12 protein-coding genes are annotated in these 15,677 nt (G+C 69.3%); 4 read left to right on the top strand and 8 right to left on the bottom strand.

Features of this window, described 5'->3' with window-relative positions; translation table 11 throughout:
* Positions 1–15 precede the first annotated feature (15 nt).
* The 4 genes from BCR15_RS11495 (at position 16) to BCR15_RS14980 (ending at position 6,234) form a co-directional block, all read left to right on the top strand.
* Positions 16–1,779 carry a PTS transporter subunit EIIC gene (locus tag BCR15_RS11495; RefSeq protein WP_068752345.1) on the top strand — a complete coding sequence of 588 codons (1,764 nt, stop codon included), beginning with the start codon at positions 16–18 and terminating at the stop codon, positions 1,777–1,779.
* A gap of 22 nt (positions 1,780–1,801) precedes the next feature.
* A complete protein-coding gene (locus BCR15_RS11490; RefSeq protein WP_068752344.1) occupies positions 1,802–2,689 on the top strand; it encodes a pyruvate, water dikinase regulatory protein in 888 nt (295 codons plus the stop codon).
* A 101-nt stretch (positions 2,690–2,790) separates the two neighbouring features.
* A complete protein-coding gene (gene ppdK / locus BCR15_RS11485) occupies positions 2,791–5,439 on the top strand; it encodes a pyruvate, phosphate dikinase (protein ID WP_068752343.1) in 2,649 nt (882 codons plus the stop codon).
* 141 nt (positions 5,440–5,580) lie between these two features.
* Complete coding sequence (locus BCR15_RS14980; RefSeq protein ID WP_068752342.1) at positions 5,581–6,234, top strand: hypothetical protein; 654 nt, start codon at positions 5,581–5,583, stop codon at positions 6,232–6,234.
* Between the two features lie 66 nt (positions 6,235–6,300).
* Here the strand turns inward: BCR15_RS14980 and BCR15_RS14725 are convergent, their stop codons facing one another.
* The 8 genes from BCR15_RS14725 to pta all read right to left on the bottom strand — a co-directional run bounded on the left by BCR15_RS14725 (position 6,301) and on the right by pta (position 15,607).
* A complete protein-coding gene (locus BCR15_RS14725) occupies positions 6,301–6,423 on the bottom strand; it encodes a methionine/alanine import family NSS transporter small subunit (RefSeq protein ID WP_141680122.1) in 123 nt (40 codons plus the stop codon).
* Positions 6,420–7,973 carry a sodium-dependent transporter gene (locus BCR15_RS11475; RefSeq protein ID WP_068752341.1) on the bottom strand — a complete coding sequence of 518 codons (1,554 nt, stop codon included), beginning with the start codon at positions 7,971–7,973 and terminating at the stop codon, positions 6,420–6,422. The genes BCR15_RS14725 and BCR15_RS11475 overlap by 4 nt, the downstream gene beginning before the upstream one ends.
* Before the next feature lie 92 nt (positions 7,974–8,065).
* Positions 8,066–8,836: a peroxide stress protein YaaA gene (gene yaaA, locus BCR15_RS11470; RefSeq protein ID WP_068752340.1), complete on the bottom strand. Its 771-nt coding sequence runs from the start codon at positions 8,834–8,836 to the stop codon at positions 8,066–8,068.
* Positions 8,837–8,907: 71 nt separating this feature from the next.
* Positions 8,908–10,614: an FAD-binding oxidoreductase gene (locus BCR15_RS11465; RefSeq protein WP_068752339.1), complete on the bottom strand. Its 1,707-nt coding sequence runs from the start codon at positions 10,612–10,614 to the stop codon at positions 8,908–8,910.
* Complete coding sequence (locus tag BCR15_RS11460) at positions 10,611–11,414, bottom strand: lysophospholipid acyltransferase family protein (protein ID WP_068752338.1); 804 nt, start codon at positions 11,412–11,414, stop codon at positions 10,611–10,613. Before BCR15_RS11460 ends, BCR15_RS11465 begins: the two co-directional genes overlap by 4 nt.
* Position 11,415: 1 nt before the next feature.
* Positions 11,416–12,192: an SDR family NAD(P)-dependent oxidoreductase gene (locus BCR15_RS11455; protein WP_068752337.1), complete on the bottom strand. Its 777-nt coding sequence runs from the start codon at positions 12,190–12,192 to the stop codon at positions 11,416–11,418.
* A 136-nt stretch (positions 12,193–12,328) separates the two neighbouring features.
* On the bottom strand, positions 12,329–13,516 hold the full coding sequence (locus BCR15_RS11450) for an acetate/propionate family kinase (protein ID WP_078919812.1): 1,188 nt from the start codon (positions 13,514–13,516) through the stop codon (positions 12,329–12,331).
* 33 nt (positions 13,517–13,549) lie between these two features.
* Positions 13,550–15,607, bottom strand: coding sequence for a phosphate acetyltransferase (gene pta / locus BCR15_RS11445; RefSeq protein WP_068752336.1), 2,058 nt, complete (start codon positions 15,605–15,607; stop codon positions 13,550–13,552).
* Positions 15,608–15,677 lie beyond the last annotated feature (70 nt).

Here is a 15,677-nt window from a genome sequence, read left to right as displayed (position 1 = left end):
GAGAGGGATCCGGTCATGAGCACCGCACACGACATCGTCCAGGCCGTCGGGGGGGCGGGCAACATCGTCTCGCTCAGCCACTGCGCCACCCGGCTGCGCTTCCAGCTGCGCGACGCCTCGGGGGTCGACGTGCCCACCGTCGAGTCCATCAAGGGCGTCATGGGCGCGGTCCCGCAGTCCGGCGAACGCTTCCAGGTGATCATCGGCGGCGCCGTGCAGAACGTCTACAACGAGATCAACTCCCTGCCGGAGATGGCCGACCAGAAGCCGCTCAGCGACGAGGAGATCAAGGCCGCGGCGCGGGCGGGCGGCGTCCGGGGCCGGTTCGACTGGATCGACTCGTTCTTCGAGTTCTTGTCGGACTCCTTCCGCCCGATCCTCGGGGCCCTGCTCGGCGCCTCGCTGTTCATCACGTTCATGTCGCTGATGAGCACCCTGGGCGTGATCGGGAACTGGGCCGACCCGCGGGTCACGCTCCCGGCGTCGTGGCAGTTCATGAACCTGCTGTGGCAGTCGGTGTTCGTGTTCCTGCCCCTGATGGTGGCGTACAACGCGTCCAAGAAGCTCGGCGCGGATCCGTGGGTGGGCTTCGCCATCATGGGCCTGGTGATGCTGCCGGGGTTCACGGCGCTGGGCGGGATCGGGGAGGCCTACCAGGCGACGGTCGCCGGCAGCGAGGTCACGCTCATCGACATCTTCGGCGTGCCGCTGACCATCTTCAACTACTCGTCGCAGGTCTTCCCGCCGCTGCTGATGGCGGCCGTCCTCGGCCCCCTCTACCGCATCCTCAAGCGGATCATCCCCGAGAACCTGCATCTCATCTTCGTGCCGTTCCTGTCGATGCTGATCATGCTGCCGCTGACGGCTTTCCTCATCGGCCCCATCGGCGTGTACGTCGGCGCGGGGCTGGCCTCGGTGCTGCAGGCGATCAACAGCTTCTCGCCGTTCATCTTCGCCATCGTCATCCCGCTGGCGTACCCGTTCATGGTGCCGCTGGGCCTGCACTGGCCCATCAACGCCATCATGCTGCTCAACATCTCCCAGAACGGCTTCGACTACATCCAGGGCCCCATGGGCGCCTGGAACTTCGCGTGCTTCGGCGCCACCGCGGGCGTCCTGTTCCTTGCCTGGCGGGACCGCGACATCCAGATGCGGCAGACGGCCACCGGCGCGCTGGCGGCCGGTCTCCTCGGCGGCATCTCGGAGCCGAGCCTCTACGGCATCCACCTGCGGTTCAAGAAGATCTACCCGCGCCTGCTGGCCGGCTGCCTGGTCGGCGGCGTCATCATCGGCTTCGGCGGTGGCCTGAAGACCAGCGCTTTCGTCTTCACGTCCCTGCTCACCATCCCGGCCTTCGACAATATCGGGCTCTACGCGCTGGCGATCGGCGCGGCGTTCCTCACGTCGATGCTGCTGGTGATCTTCACCGACTACCGCACGGCTGAGCAGAAGGCCGCGGCCCGTCGCGGCGGCGTCGACGCCGTCGCGGAGCCGACGCCCGAGCCGCGGGTCATCGTCGTCGACGACGTGCAGGTCAACCAGGCCCGCCAGTGGGTGACCGCACTGGGGGGCGAGGAGAACATCGACGGCGTCGAGTGGATCGCGGAGACGCGCGTGCGTGTCGGGGTGAAGGACGACTCGCTCGTCGACGTCGAGGCGCTGCAGCGAGCCGGACTCGCGGGCGCGGTCCGCGTGACGCCGAACGTCTGGCACCTCGTGGCCGGGCTCGAGGCGGAGCAATACGCCGAGGGGATACGCCGCCGCGTCGCCTCCGCCTGACCCGGGGCCTAGAGTGTGGACCATGTCAGCAGAGCCGCTGGAGATCCACATCATCGCCGACTCGACCGGGGAGACCGCTGCCCGCATCGCGCGAGCCGCGATCACCCAGTTCCCCACCCGCGAGTTCACCATCGTGCGCCACCGCAAGATGAACTCGACGGCGGCCCTCCTGCGCGCCCTGGAGGCCGTCCGCGACAGCGCGGCCCCGGCCGCGGTCTTCTTCACGCTGGTCAACGAGGAACTGGCCGATCTCGTGCGCAACTTCTGCCGCGACGCCGACATCCCCTTCGCCGACCTCATGACCGACGCCATGCACGCGCTCGAGCGGATCACCGGCATCGAGGCGGATCAAGTGGCGATGCGGCCGCCGGGTGTGGAGGCCGAGTACTTCGTCCGGATGGCGGCCATTGACTTTGCCGTCCGCATGGACGACGGCTCCATCCCGGCGGCGCTCAAGGAGTGCGACATCTGCCTGGTCGGGCCGTCGCGCTCGGGGAAGACGCCACTGTCGATCTACCTGGCCTACCTGGGGTACAAGGCGGTCAACGTGCCGCTCGTGCCGGGGATCCAGCCCCCGTCGGAACTCTTCGAGCTCGAACGCTGGCGCATCGTCGGCCTCACGATGGACGCCGAGCGCCTGCTGCTGATCCGCGGACAGCGGGTCAAGGGCATGGGAGGCTTCGGCACCAAGGACGGCTACGCGGACCTCGTCAAGATCTACGACGAGCTGGACGAGATCGGCCGCTGGCACCGCAAGCTCGGCTGCCCGGTCATCGACACCACGGGAGTGGCGATCGAGGAGGCGGCCTCGCGGATCACCGACATCGTCGACGAGCGGGCGCGGAAAGTGGGGGCGCGCCTGCGCCGCCCGCCGGGCACCGTCCGGGCGGGATCGCACTACCGGCCGTGAACTTCACCCCTAGCCCGCGCGTGTTCTGTGGCGGGTCTAGTCTGGTCCGCGGAAGGGGACATCGAGGTCCCCAGGGTGTTGTCGAAGGAGATATCCCCAGCATGAGTGACGATCGTTACATCTACGACCTCTCGGAAGGGGACGCCACGATGCGTCACCTTCTCGGCGGTAAGGGCGCCGGCGTCGCCGAGATGAATCGCGTCGGGGTCCCGGTCCCCGACGCGTTCACGGTGACGACGACGGCGTGCGTCCAGACCATGAAGCGCCGCGGCGAGTGGCCCGAGGGCCTGGCCGATCAGGTGGCCGAGGGTCTCCGGCGCCTCGAGGAGCGCACGGGCCGCACGCTCGGCGGCACCGAGAAGCCACTGCTCGTGTCCGTCCGCTCCGGCGCGGTCCACTCCATGCCCGGCATGATGGACACCATCCTCAACCTCGGCATCTCCGACGAGTCCGTCGAGGCGGTCGCGGCCGAGTCCGGCAACGAGCGCTTCGCGTGGGACTGCTACCGCCGCTTCATCCAGATGTACGGCGAGGTCGTTGAGGGCGTGCCGCAGCACCTCTACGAGGACGCGCTCAGCGAGCTCAAGCACGCGCGCGGCGTCGCGCAGGACACGGACCTGAGCGCCGAGGACCTCAAGCAGCTCGTCGGGACGTTCAAGGAGATCTCCAACGAGCATCTGGGCGGCGAGTGGACGTCGGACCCCGTCGAGCAGCTGAACCGCGCCATCGACGCCGTGTTCAAGTCGTGGCTGAACCCCCGCGCCGAGGTGTACCGCCGCGCGAACAACATCCCGGCCGACCTCGGCACCGCCGTCAACATCATGCAGATGGTGTTCGGCAACCGCGGCGACACCTCCGCCACGGGCGTGTGCTTCACCCGCAACCCCTCCACCGGGGAGAAGGCGCTGTACGGCGAGTTCCTCGTCAACGCGCAGGGCGAGGACGTCGTGGCCGGCATCCGCACCCCGCGGCCGCTGGAGGAGATGAAGGAGGTGCTGCCGGAGGCCTACGACGAGCTCATCGCGACGATGCACAAGATGGAGCAGCACTACAAGGACATGCAGGACATGGAGTTCACCGTCGAGAACGGCAAGCTCTACCTGCTGCAAACCCGCAACGGGAAGCGCACGGCAGCCGCGGCCCTCAAGGTGGCGTCGGACCTCGTCGACGAGGGCGTCATCTCCCAGGAGGAGGCGCTGCTGCGCATCGAGCCCGGACAGCTCGATCAGCTGCTCCACCCGGCCATCGACCCCAGCCACGGCAAGGACGCCATCGCGCAGGGCCTGCCCGCCTCGCCCGGCGCGGCGGTCGGTGAGGTCGTCTTCGACGCCGACACCGCAGCCGAGCGCGGCGGCCGCGGCGAGCCGGTCGTGCTCGTGCGGTTCGAGACCACGCCGGACGACATCCACGGCGTCATCGTCGCCCAGGGCATCCTCACGGCGCACGGCGGCATGACGTCGCACGCGGCGGTCGTCGCCCGCGGCATGGGCAAGCCCTGCGTCGCGGGCGCCCAGGGCATCCGGATCGACCCCGTGGGCAAGACGCTCACCATCGGCGACCGGGTGATCCGCGAGGGCGACATCATCACCCTCGACGGCACCGAGGGCCTCGTCTACGGTGAGGCGCTCGACCTCATCCCGCCGCAGATCAACGAGGACTTCCAGCGGGTCGTGCAGTGGGCCGACGAGGTCCGCAACCTCGGAGTGCGGGCCAACGCCGACAACTTCGAGGACGCCTCGAAGGCGCGCGAGCTCGGCGCCGAGGGCATCGGGCTGTGCCGCACCGAGCACATGTTCATGGCGCAGGACCGCCTCCCGGCCGTGCGGAAGATGATCCTCGCCGAGACGCCGGAGCAGCGTTCCGCCGCCCTGGCCGAGATCCTGCCGATGCAGCAGACGGACTTCGAGAGCATCTTCACCGCCATGAAGGGCCTGCCGGTCACCGTCCGCCTGCTCGATCCCCCGCTGCACGAGTTCCTGCCCAACCTCGTCGAACAGTCGCTGCTGGTGCAGCGGCTGGAGCTCCAGGGCGGAGACGAGCAGGAGCTGGGCGAGGCCCGCGCGACCCTGGCGCAGGTCAAGCGGCTGCACGAGCAGAACCCGATGCTCGGCACCCGCGGCTGCCGGCTGGCCATGCTCTACCCCGAGATCCCGGACATGCAGGCCCGCGCCATCGTGCGCGCCGCGCTGGCCGTCCTGGACCGCGAGGGTGAGACGGTCGGCGTCGAGATCATGATCCCGCTCGTGGCCCTGACCCAGGAGCTGGACGCCCAGCGGGCGGTCGTGGTCGCGGCCGTCGAGGACGAGCTGGCGAAGGCAGGCCGGACGCTCGAGTACACGGTCGGCACCATGATCGAGCTGCCGCGCGCGGCGCTGGTGGCGGACAAGATCGCCGAGCATGCCGACTTCTTCTCGTTCGGCACCAACGACCTCACCCAGACCACCATCGGCATCTCGCGGGACGACGCCGAGAACGGCTTCCTCACGCAGTACGTGATGGACCGGGTGCTCGAGCGCAACCCGTTCGAGTCGATCGACGTCGAGGGCGTCGGCCAGCTCGTGCGAATGGGTGTGGAGAAGGGCCGGTCGGTCAAGCCAACGCTCAAGACCGGCGTGTGCGGTGAGCACGGCGGCGACCCGGATTCGATCGAGTTCTTCAACTCGGTCGGGCTCAACTACGTCAGCTGCTCCCCGTTCCGCGTGCCGATCGCCCGGTTCGCGGCGGCGAAGGCGGTGCTCAAGCAGCGCTGACGGGACCATCGACGCCGGGCCGGGTGGACGACCGGCCCGGCGTCGTCGCGTCCGGCTGCTTCGGCCTGTCGCGGCAGGATGCGTGACGGATGGACCCCCCATCCGCGACAATCGTGGACGAGCCGATTCTCAGGAGGAACCATGTCCGAGCAGCCCGGATTCCGGCAGCCCGACTCCCAACCGACGCCGGAGCCGCAGGCCTCGGATCCCTACGCCACGCCGGCGCAGCCCGGCTACGTTCAGCCTGAACAGCCGGGGTACGGCCAGCCGGCGCAGCCCGGCTACGGTCAGCCTGAGCAGCCGGGGTACGGCCAGCCGGCGCAGCCGGGATACGCGCAGCCCTACGGTGCGTCGCCCGCCTATCCTTCCAGCGCCCCCGATGCCCCGCAGTACGGGCAGTACCCCACCGAGCCGGGTCAGGCACCCTACGGCCAGGGCCCCTACGGCGCCTCGTACGGGCAGGATCCCTACGCGCAGAGCCCCGCGCCGTACGGCGGCTATGGCCAGCCCGCGTACGGCTACGGTCAGCTCCAGCCCGAGCATCCGCAGGCCACGACGGTCCTGATCCTGGCCATCCTCGGCTTCTTCGTCCCCGTCGTGCCGTTCGTCGCGTGGTACATGGGCGGGCAGGCCAAGAAGGACATCGAGGCCGGCGCCCCCTACCAGTGGGACGGACAGCTGAAGATCGGTTACCTCATCGGCAAGATTCTCAGCATCCTGCAGATCGTGTCGGTCGTGCTGATCGTCGTATGGTTCGTGTTCATGATCGGCCTGTTCGCCACCACCGGCTACTGACCGACATGCAACGGGGCCGGGGCGACTCATCGGTCGCCCCGGCCCCGTCGTGTGTGGGTACCGGTGTCAGTCGTCGCCCTCGTCGACGATCACCTCAGGGGAGCGCACCAGGTGCACGATCGCGGCGGCCAGGCCGCCCCAGAGCGTGAGCATCGCGACGATCATCATGATCAGAGCAGTAGCCGTCATTTCGCCATGATCTCCTCGTACTTGGTGTCGAGAGCGTCCTCGTCGACATGCGTGATGGTGGCCCGCTTCCACGGCGTGGCGGCGAGCGCGATCGCGCCGATGATCGTCAACACGACCATGCCCCAGCCGAACCCGGCCAGCAGGCCGGTCGGGTAGCCGCCGTAGGGCGTCGTCACCTTGGTGATGATCTCGGTGATAAGGATGTAGCCGAGGACGACCGGCACGACGATGCCCATGAGGACCAGCCAGACGCGGCCGAACCGGACGCTGGAGACGCGGTCGACGTGGCTCTGCAGCAGCGGGAGCTTCCGCAGGACCCAGGCCACGGCCACGACCATGGCGAACGCGCCGGCGAGGATGCCGAACTTGTTGATGAACTCGTCGGTGATGTCGAGGAAGTACAGCCCGGTGGTGGTGGGCAGCAGCAGCATCGACACGGCGGCCATCGGCAGACCGACGACGAGCGTCGACTGGAGACGGCCCAGGCCCAGCTTGTCCTGGATCGCGGCGACGACCACCTCGACGATCGAGATCATCGACGTGAACCCCGCGAAGACCAGCGACGCGAAGAACAGCACGCCCAGCAGGGGCCCGATGCCCGTCGACGACACGATGCTCGGGAAGGCGACGAACGCCAGGCCGATGCCGCCGGCGGCGACGTCCTCCATGCTCTGCCCCGTGGACTGCATGAGGAAGCCCAGGGTGGCGAACACGCCGATGCCGGCAAGGAGTTCGAACCCGGAGTTCGCGAAGCCGACCACGAGGCCCGAGCCGGCCAGGTTGGTGCGCCGGCGCAGGTACGACGAGTAGGTGATCATGATGCCGAAGCCGACCGACAGCGAGAAGAAGATCTGGCCGTAGGCCGCGGCCCACACCGCCGGATCGCCGAGCGCCGCCCAGTTGGGCGTGAAGAAGGCGTTGAGGCCGTCGACGGCGCCGGGCAGGGTCACCGCCTGGACGACGAGGATGAGGAACATCACGAGCAGCAGCGGGATCATGACGACGTTGGCGCGCGAGATGCCGCGCTTCACGCCGAGCGCGATGACGCCGATCGTGAGGATCCACACGACGAGCATGGGGATCGCGACCTGGGGCACGAAGTCGAAGCCGACGCCCGGGGTCTCAGCCACCTGGAGGAACTCGCCCATGAGGAAGGCCCCGGGGTCGGCGCCCCAGGCCTCGGTGAAGGAGAAGAAGAAGTACATGGCGGCCCACGCCAGGATCGCGGCGTAGTAGACGCCGATGACGAAGCAGACCAGCACCTGCCACCAGCCGAGGGCCTCGGTCCACTTCTTCCCGGCGCGGCGCAGCGCCAGCGGCGGGGCGGAGCGGTAGCGGTGCCCCAGCGCGTAGTCGAAGAACAGCAGCGGGATACCGGCGGTCAGTAGGGCGACCAGGTAGGGGATGACGAACGCGCCGCCGCCGTTGGTGTAGGCGACGTACGGGAACCGCCAGATGTTGCCCAGGCCGACGGCGGAGCCGATCGCGGCGAGGATGAAGACGTTGCGCGAGCTGAAGACCTCTCGCGTCGCGAGCTTCGGTTCAGACATGTGCCTCCCTTCAGGGAGCGAGGTTGATGTGACCCGCGTAGCGTAGAACACCCCCGCACCGGCCGGTGGGAGGGGTCAGCATGCGGCGAGCCTCAGCGCACGAACACCGGGTGGTCCGGGGTCGAGCGGGCCTCGTCGTAGGTGTAGCCGTCGACGGCGAAGTCGACGATGCGCCCGGGGGTGCGCACCCGGTGCCGCACGAGCCACGCCGCCATGCTGCCGCGCGCCCGCTTCGCGTAGAAGCTCACCACGCGCGCCGTGCCCTGCCGGTCGCGGTCCTCGAAGCGGGGGGTGATGACGCGGGCGTCGAGCGCGTCGGTGTCCACCACGCCGAAGTACTCCTGCGAGGCAAGGTTGACCAGCACCGGGGAACCGGGGGAGTCGTCGAGGTCGCGGCGCAGCAGGTCCGTCACCCTCCCGCCCCACCAGTCGTAGAGGCTGCGGCCGCGCGCGGTGGCCAGCCGCGTGCCCATCTCCAGGCGGTGCGGCTGGATGAGGTCGAGGGGGCGCAGGACGCCGTAGAGCCCCGACAGGATGCGCAGGGTCTTCTGGGCCTCAGTGAAGTCGCGCTCCCCGAACGTACCGGCGGCCATCCCCTGGTAGACGTCCCCGTTGAACGCCAGCACCGCCGGACGCGCGGTGGCGGCGGTGTGCTCGGGCGTGAACTCGGCGTACCGGGTGGCGTTGAGGTGGGCCAACTCGTCGGAGATGTGCATGAGCGCGGCGATGTCGGCCGGCGACTTGCCCCGCATGACGTCGATGAGGGCCGTCGTCTCGTCCAGCAGCCGCGGCTCGCTGTGCTTGCGGGTGGGGAGCCTGGACTCGAAGTCGAGCGACTTCGCCGGCGACAGCACGGTCAGCATGCGCCGAGTCTAGCGACGCACTGGAGGGGGCAGACCGCGCGATCCGGTGCCCGGCGCCCGGGTGCGGGCGCTCAGGCCTCCGTGGAGTTCGTCGAGATGCCCGGGGCTCCCTCGTGGATGATCTTGCCCGGGTTGAGGTTGCGGCCCGGGTCCACGCCGTCGAACAGCGCCTGCTGGATGAACACGCCCGCCGGCGAGATGTCCTGGTCCATCCAGGGGCTGTGCTCCTCGCCGACGCCGTGGTGGTGCGACACCGTGCCGTGGTTGTCCATGAACGACTGCTGGATGACGCGCTTGGCGTGGTCGTAGGTCTTCTCCGCGTCCGGGGAGGAATCGGCGATCGCGAACGTGAAGTACTGGCAGGCGCCCGAGTGGTAGGAGTGGCTGAGGTGGCAGAACACCACGCCCCGCACACCGATCTCGTCCATCGCCCGCTGGAAGGCCGCCACGGTGTTCGTGTGGATCTGCTCGGCATACGCCCACGGCGTCGACGTCTCCGACACGTCCGCGACGAGGCCGCGATCCAACATGAAGTCCCGGATGTAGGGGGTGTCGTACTTCTTCTGGTCGTACAGCGACCCGGGGCCCTTGCCGACGCCCATGCCGCCGTGGCGGCGCACGATCTTGGACACGAGGCCCTTCTCGTAGCGCACGTGCGTGGGCGAACCCTCGAAGCCCACGAAGCTCATGGCGATCTTCTCCAGATCCCAGCCCTTCTGGAGCATGATCTTCTGGATGGCCTTGCTCGACAGCGATCCGAGGCGGCTCGACTTCTTGCCGTTGGCCATGATGTATTGCGTCTCGATGGCGTCGGAGACGCGCGCCATCATGACGGCGGCGTCCGACTCGACGATCTCCTGGCAGGCCTTCAGCCCGTCCTCGTACGTCGGGAAGAAGTACGCCTGGAGCTCGCGCACCTCGGGGATGCGGTGCACGTTGACCCACGCGGACGTGATGATGCCCAGGCGCCCCTCGGAGCCCAGGACCATCTCGCGCACGCTGGGCCCCGACGACGTCGACGGCAGTGGCCGCAGCGTGAGCACGCGCCCCGGCATCACCATGGTGAGGCCGCGGCAGATGTCGGCGATGTCGCCGTACTTGTCCGACTGCATGCCCGACGACCGGGTGGCGATCCAGCCGCCCAGCGTCGACCACACGAACGAGTCCGGGTGGTGGCCCATGGTCCAGCCGCGCGCGCGCAGCTGATCCTCCATGTCGGGGCCGAAGACGCCCGCCTCGATGTGCGCCAGGCCGGACACCTCGTCGATCTCCAGCACCTTGTTCATGCGCCCGAGGTTCACGCTGACCACCTGGCGGTGCTCGTCGGGCTTGGCCTCCAGGGCCGCCACGATGTTCGAGCCGCCGCCGAAGGGGATGAGCACGCCGTCGGCGGCGACGACGGCGTCGACCAGGCGCTCGACCTCCTGCTGCGTGCCGGGGTAGACGACGACGTCGGGCAGCCGGCTCAGCCGGCCGGAGCGCACGCGGAGCAGGTCGCGGACGCCCTTGCCGAAGCCGTGCACCACGCGGGTCTCGTCGTCGGTCTGCACGAACCCGGCGCCGAGGACGGACTCCAGGTCGGCGCGCAGCGCGTCGCTGAGGCGCGACGCCGGGACGTCGAGCGACGAGAACGGCGGCACGGGGGCCACGGGCGCCGTGATGTCGACGCCCACCATCTTCTTCACGAACGGCGCGAACTTCGGCTTGTCCTCGTGGTGGTAGGCCTTGCCCTCCTCGCCCCAGCCCCACCACTTCTGCTGCTTCACGCCGTCGATCATCGGTCCTCCTGCTTGTCTGCCTGCTGTTTGGCGTCGTCCTCCAAGGCCGCGATCGGGGTCTTCCCCGCGCTCTCGAGGGCCACGGTGCGCTCGAACTCGGCCAGGGTCTTCCTGCCGTAGGCGCGCGCGGTGGTGTCGTGGAGTTCCAGCACCTGACGACGCATGCGCTCGTTGAACTCGTGGGCGATCTCGCCCGGGTAGGGGACCATGGGGCGGCCGAAGACGACGTGCACCTCGGGGCGGCCCTTGGGCAGGTGCCGTTGCCGCGACGGCCAGGCGTCGTAGGCGCCGACCAGCGCGACGGGTAGCGCGGGCACGCCGCGGGAGATGCACAGCGACGCCACCCCCGGCAGGAAGGGCCCCATCGCGCCGGTGCGCGATCTGGTGCCCTCAGGGAACAGCAGCAAGGGGACGCCCTCGCTGAGCAGCTGCGCCGACATGCCGCGCTTGCCCTTGCCGCCCTTACCCCGGTCGACGGCGAAGGCGTTCATGAACAACGACATCGACATCGATTTCACCCAGTTGTCGAAGAAAAAGTCCCCGGCGGCCCCGGTGGCGACGAACTTCGACAGCCGGCCGGGCATCGAGCTGAGGATGAGGGGGGCGTCGAGGTGGGAGGAGTGGTTGCCGAAGACGACGAAGGCGCCGTCGAGGCTGTCAAGGTTCGCCAGGCCGTGGACATGGATCCGCAGCAGTCTCAGCAGCGCAGGCTTGAGCAGCAGCATCTGCGCGGTCTGTCGGGTGGTGGCCTGCAGCCGCGACGTGTACCGGGAGTTGTCCGGCTCGACGTCTCGGGCCACGTCAGTGCCGCTTCCGCGAGGCGCTCAGCTTGCGGGAGAACCACCGGGTGAACGCCCGCGGGCCGTACTCGGCGATGAAGTACGCGATCTTCCACTTCAGCGTCGGCACCGAGATGTAGCGGCCCTTCTCGGCGTCCGCCAGGGCGCCGCGGACCAGCGTCTCGGCGTCGATCCACACGATGCTGGGCAGCGACGTGGCCTTGATTCCGGCGCGCTCGTGGAACTCGGTGCGTACCCAGCCCGGGCACAGGGCCGTGGACGTCACGCCCGTGCCGCGCAGTTCCACGCCGAGCGCCTGCGAGTAGGTGGTGGCCCAGGCTTTCACGGCGGAGTAGTTGCCCGTGAAGATGGTGCCGGCGGTCGAGGACACGGTGATGATCCGGCCGTGCCCCCGGGCCTTCATGGAGCGGGCGGCGGCGCCGCCGAGGATGAGGACCGCCAGGCACATGACGTCGAGGGCGCGGGCATGCACGTCGATGTCGGCCGGGTCGAGCAGGGTGGTGTGCAGGCCGAAGCCGGCGTTGTTGACCAGTAGGTCCACCGGGCGGGAGGGATCCTCGAGGCGCGCGGCGACCCGGAGCGCGTCCTCGCGGACTGCCAGATCGGCCGTGATGATCTCGACGTCGACGCCGTGGGCCTCGGTCAGTTCGGCCGCCACGGAGCGCAGGCGATCGGTGTCGCGCGCGACCAGGATCAGGTCGGTGCCGCGCCCGGCGAGCTCGCGCGCGAACGCGTGCCCGATGCCGGAGGTACCGCCCGTGATCAGTGCAGATGCCATGAGTAGTACCGTACGCCACCCGCGCGGGTCCCCGCGATGCGGCCGTCACGGTGGTGCCGGGAGTCGTCCGATCCCGACAACGAGAAGCCCCGGCGATTGTGGGGGTGCCACAACCGCCGGGGCGTCGCTCAAGGGCTCAGCGGCCGATGATCTCCACGGTCTGCCGGGCCATCGCCAGCTCCTCGTTGGTCGGGATCACGAGCACCTTCACCGCCGAGTCCGGCGTGGAGATCTCCCGCGCCTCGCGGGACCGCACCTCGTTGGCGGCGGGGTCCAGCGTGAGGCCCATGCCGGCGAGGCGCTCCACGACGGGCCCGCGGATGTGGGCCGCGTTCTCGCCGACGCCCGCGGTGAACACCAGCGCGTCGAGGCCGCCGAGGAGGGCCATGTAGGCGCCGATGTAGAACACGAGGCGGTGCACGTACACGTCGCGCGCGAGGATCGCGGCCTCGTTGCCCGCCTCGATCTGGGCGCCCACGTCACGCATGTCGGTGTAGCCGCACAGCCCGAGCATGCCGGAGTGCTTGTTGAGGAGCGTGTCGACCTCGTCGGGCGTCATGCCGTGCGACGACAGGAACTTGTGCAGGCCGGGGTCGACGTCGCCCGAGCGGGTGCCCATGACCAGGCCCTGCAGCGGCGTGAGACCCATAGACGTCTCGACGGCCGTCCCCCCGTGGACCGCGGAGATCGACGCGCCGTTGCCGAGGTGGCAGACGATCACCTTGAGGTCGGGGTCGCCCTTGCGGCCCAGGTAGTCGGCCGCCTTCTCCGACACGTAGGCGTGGGACGTGCCGTGGAAGCCGTACTTGCGGATCCCGTGCTCCTTGGCCAGCTCCTGGTCGATCGCGTAGGTGTAGGCCTCGGGCGGGAGCGTCGTGAAGAACGCGGTGTCGAAGATGCCCACGTGCGGGATCTCCGGCAGCAGGTCCATGGCAGCACGGATGCCGGCCAGCGCGGGCGGGTTGTGCAGGGGCGCCAGCTGCGAGAGCCGCTTCAGCTCGGCGATGACGTCGGCGTCGATGCGCACCGCCTCGCGGAACCGGTCCCCGCCGTGCACCACGCGGTGCCCGACGGCGACGACGCCCTGCAGGCCGGGGCCGAACTCCTCGAAGGCCGCGACGACGGCACCGAAGGCGACGGTGTGGTTGGGGAACCAGCCCTCGCGCACCGTCTCCTCGTCACCGTGGCGGTGCTTGAGCTCGCCGGACGCCTGTCCGATACGTTCCACCAGCCCGGACGCGTGGGACTCGTGCGTCTCGGCGTCGATCACCTGGTACTTCATGGACGACGAGCCGCAGTTCAGCAGCAGGATCGGTGTGGGCACGGTCGGTCAGGGCTCCTTGATGTCGTTGAGGGGTCAGTGCTTCTGCGCCTGGATGGCGGTGATGACGATGGTCGAGACGATGTCGTCGACGAGGGCGCCGCGCGACAGGTCGTTGACGGGCTTGTTGAGGCCCTGGAGGACGGGGCCGATGGCCACGGCGCCGGAGGTCCGCTGCACCGCCTTGTACGTGTTGTTGCCCGTGTTGAGGTCCGGGAAGATGAACACGGTGGCGCGGCCCGCGACCTCGGAGCCGGGCATCTTCTTCTTCGCGACCACCTCGTCGACGGCGGCGTCGAACTGGATGGGGCCCTCGACCTTGAGCTCGGGCGCACGCTCGCGCACCAGCTGGGTGGCCTCGCGCACCTTGTCGACGTCCGCGCCGAAGCCCGAGTCGCCCGTCGAGTACGACAGCATCGCGATGCGCGGCTCGATGCCGAAGCTCTCGGCCGTGCGCGCCGACGAGATCGCGATGTCGGCCAACTGGCTGGGCGACGGGTCGGGGTTGACTGCGCAGTCCGCGTAGACGAGCACGCGGTCGCTCATCGCCATGAGGAACGAGCCGGACACCACGGACACGCCGGGCGTGGTCTTGATGAACTCCAGAGACGGCCGGATGGTGTTGGCGGTCGTGTTGACGGCGCCGGAGACCATGCCGTCGGCCATGCCGAAGTGCACCATCATCGTCGCGAAGTAGGACAGATCCGTGAGGGTCTCGCGGGCCTTCTCCAGCGTCATGCCCTTGTGGGCGCGCAGCCGGGCGTACTCGGCGGCAAACTTCTCGATCAGCTCGGGGTCCTCCGGGTTGACGACCGAGGCGGCGGCCAGGTTCAGGCCCAGCTCCGAGGCGCGACGGCTGATGCGGGCCGAGTCGCCCAAGAGGATGATGTCGGCCACCTGGCGCTGGAGGACGACGTCGGCGGCGCTGAGCACGCGGTCGTCGGCGGCCTCCGGCAGAACGATGCGCTGCTTGGCCGAGCGGGCCATCTGCATGATCTGGTGCTCGAACATCGTCGGCGTCCGGATCTCGGTGCGCGGCAGGTCGATGGCGGCGAGCAGGGCCGCCTCGTCGACGTGCTGCTGGAACAGCGCCCGCGAGGCCTCGATCTTGCGCAGCGAGCTCGTGGAGGTCCCGCGGATGCCCTGCAGCGCGACGGCTGTCGGGAAGGTGTCGCCCTGCGTCACGGCGATGGGGAGGTCGATCTCGGAGTCCACGAACAGCTTCGACACCGACTCGGGCACCTCGAAGCCGCCCGTGAGGATCAGGGCGGCCAGCGGCCCGTAGTCGGGCGAGCGGTGGGCCATGAGCAGGCCGGGAAGCAGGTCGAGGCGGTCCGCCGGCACGATGACGGTCGCCTCGCGCTTCAGCCGCGTCAGGAGGTTGGGCAGCGTCATGCCCGCGACGATCGTGTGCAGCGACTCGTGTGTGCGGAAGTCCTGGTTGCCGAGCCAGTGCGTGGCGCCGACGGCGTCGAACTGGGCCCCGACCGACGGTGCGGTGAGCACCGGGTCCTCCGGCAGCACCGAGACCGCGACGTCGCGGACACCGCGAACCGCCTCGCGGAGCGCGTCGATCTGGTCCGGCGCGGCGTGCGTGACGATGATGCCGATGACCGTGTTGTGCTTGGCTTCGAACGCCTCGACGGCCGACTCCGCGGTGCGGGCGACCTGCTCGGCGGTGCGGCCCTGCGCCTTGACGACGTACAGCACCGGCGCGTTGAGGTTCGCGGCGATGACCGCGTTGTGCTCGAGCTCCATGGCGGTCTCGATGTCCTCGTAGTCGGAGCCGAGGACGACGACGGCGTCGTGGGACTCGGCCAGCGCTGAGTAGCGGGCGACGATGGTGTCGATCGCACGGCCGGAGTCGGCGGCGTAGTCGGCGTACGTGACCCCGACCGCGTTCTCGCGGGCCTGCCGGACGCCCTTGATGGACAACAGTGCGTCGATCACCGCGTCGTCGGCGGTGTTGAGGACCAGGGGCCGGTAGACGGCGATGGATCGCACCTGGCGCGCGAAGAGATCGATGAGGCCGAGCGCGATCGACGACTTGCTGACCTGCCGCTCCGATGAGGCAATGTAAACGCTTTTCGTCACAGTGGTCACCTTATCGCCCTTTTCGGGGCGCAGGCGCGCCGCCCGGCGTCCCTGGGCAGTCCCCGGACAA

It is taken from the genome of Tessaracoccus lapidicaptus (assembly GCF_001693815.1).
Taxonomy (GTDB): Bacteria; Actinomycetota; Actinomycetes; order Propionibacteriales; family Propionibacteriaceae; genus Arachnia; species Arachnia lapidicapta.
Note: the sequence above shows the minus strand (reverse complement) of the source record. Positions and strands in the feature narration are given on the sequence as shown.

Bases quoted from the DNA above. Each gene is read 5' to 3' on its own strand.
- BCR15_RS14725 (WP_141680122.1), bottom strand. From the start codon at position 6,423: ATGACGGCTACTGCTCTGATCATGATGATCGTCGCGATGCTCACGCTC.
- BCR15_RS14980 (WP_068752342.1), top strand. From the start codon at position 5,581: ATGTCCGAGCAGCCCGGATTCCGGCAGCCCGACTCCCAACCGACGCCG.
- BCR15_RS11465 (WP_068752339.1), bottom strand. From the start codon at position 10,614: ATGATCGACGGCGTGAAGCAGCAGAAGTGGTGGGGCTGGGGCGAGGAG.
- BCR15_RS11475 (WP_068752341.1), bottom strand. From the start codon at position 7,973: ATGTCTGAACCGAAGCTCGCGACGCGAGAGGTCTTCAGCTCGCGCAAC.
- BCR15_RS11495 (WP_068752345.1), top strand. From the start codon at position 16: ATGAGCACCGCACACGACATCGTCCAGGCCGTCGGGGGGGCGGGCAAC.
- yaaA (WP_068752340.1), bottom strand. From the start codon at position 8,836: ATGCTGACCGTGCTGTCGCCGGCGAAGTCGCTCGACTTCGAGTCCAGG.
- BCR15_RS11490 (WP_068752344.1), top strand. From the start codon at position 1,802: ATGTCAGCAGAGCCGCTGGAGATCCACATCATCGCCGACTCGACCGGG.
- ppdK (WP_068752343.1), top strand. From the start codon at position 2,791: ATGAGTGACGATCGTTACATCTACGACCTCTCGGAAGGGGACGCCACG.
- BCR15_RS11455 (WP_068752337.1), bottom strand. From the start codon at position 12,192: ATGGCATCTGCACTGATCACGGGCGGTACCTCCGGCATCGGGCACGCG.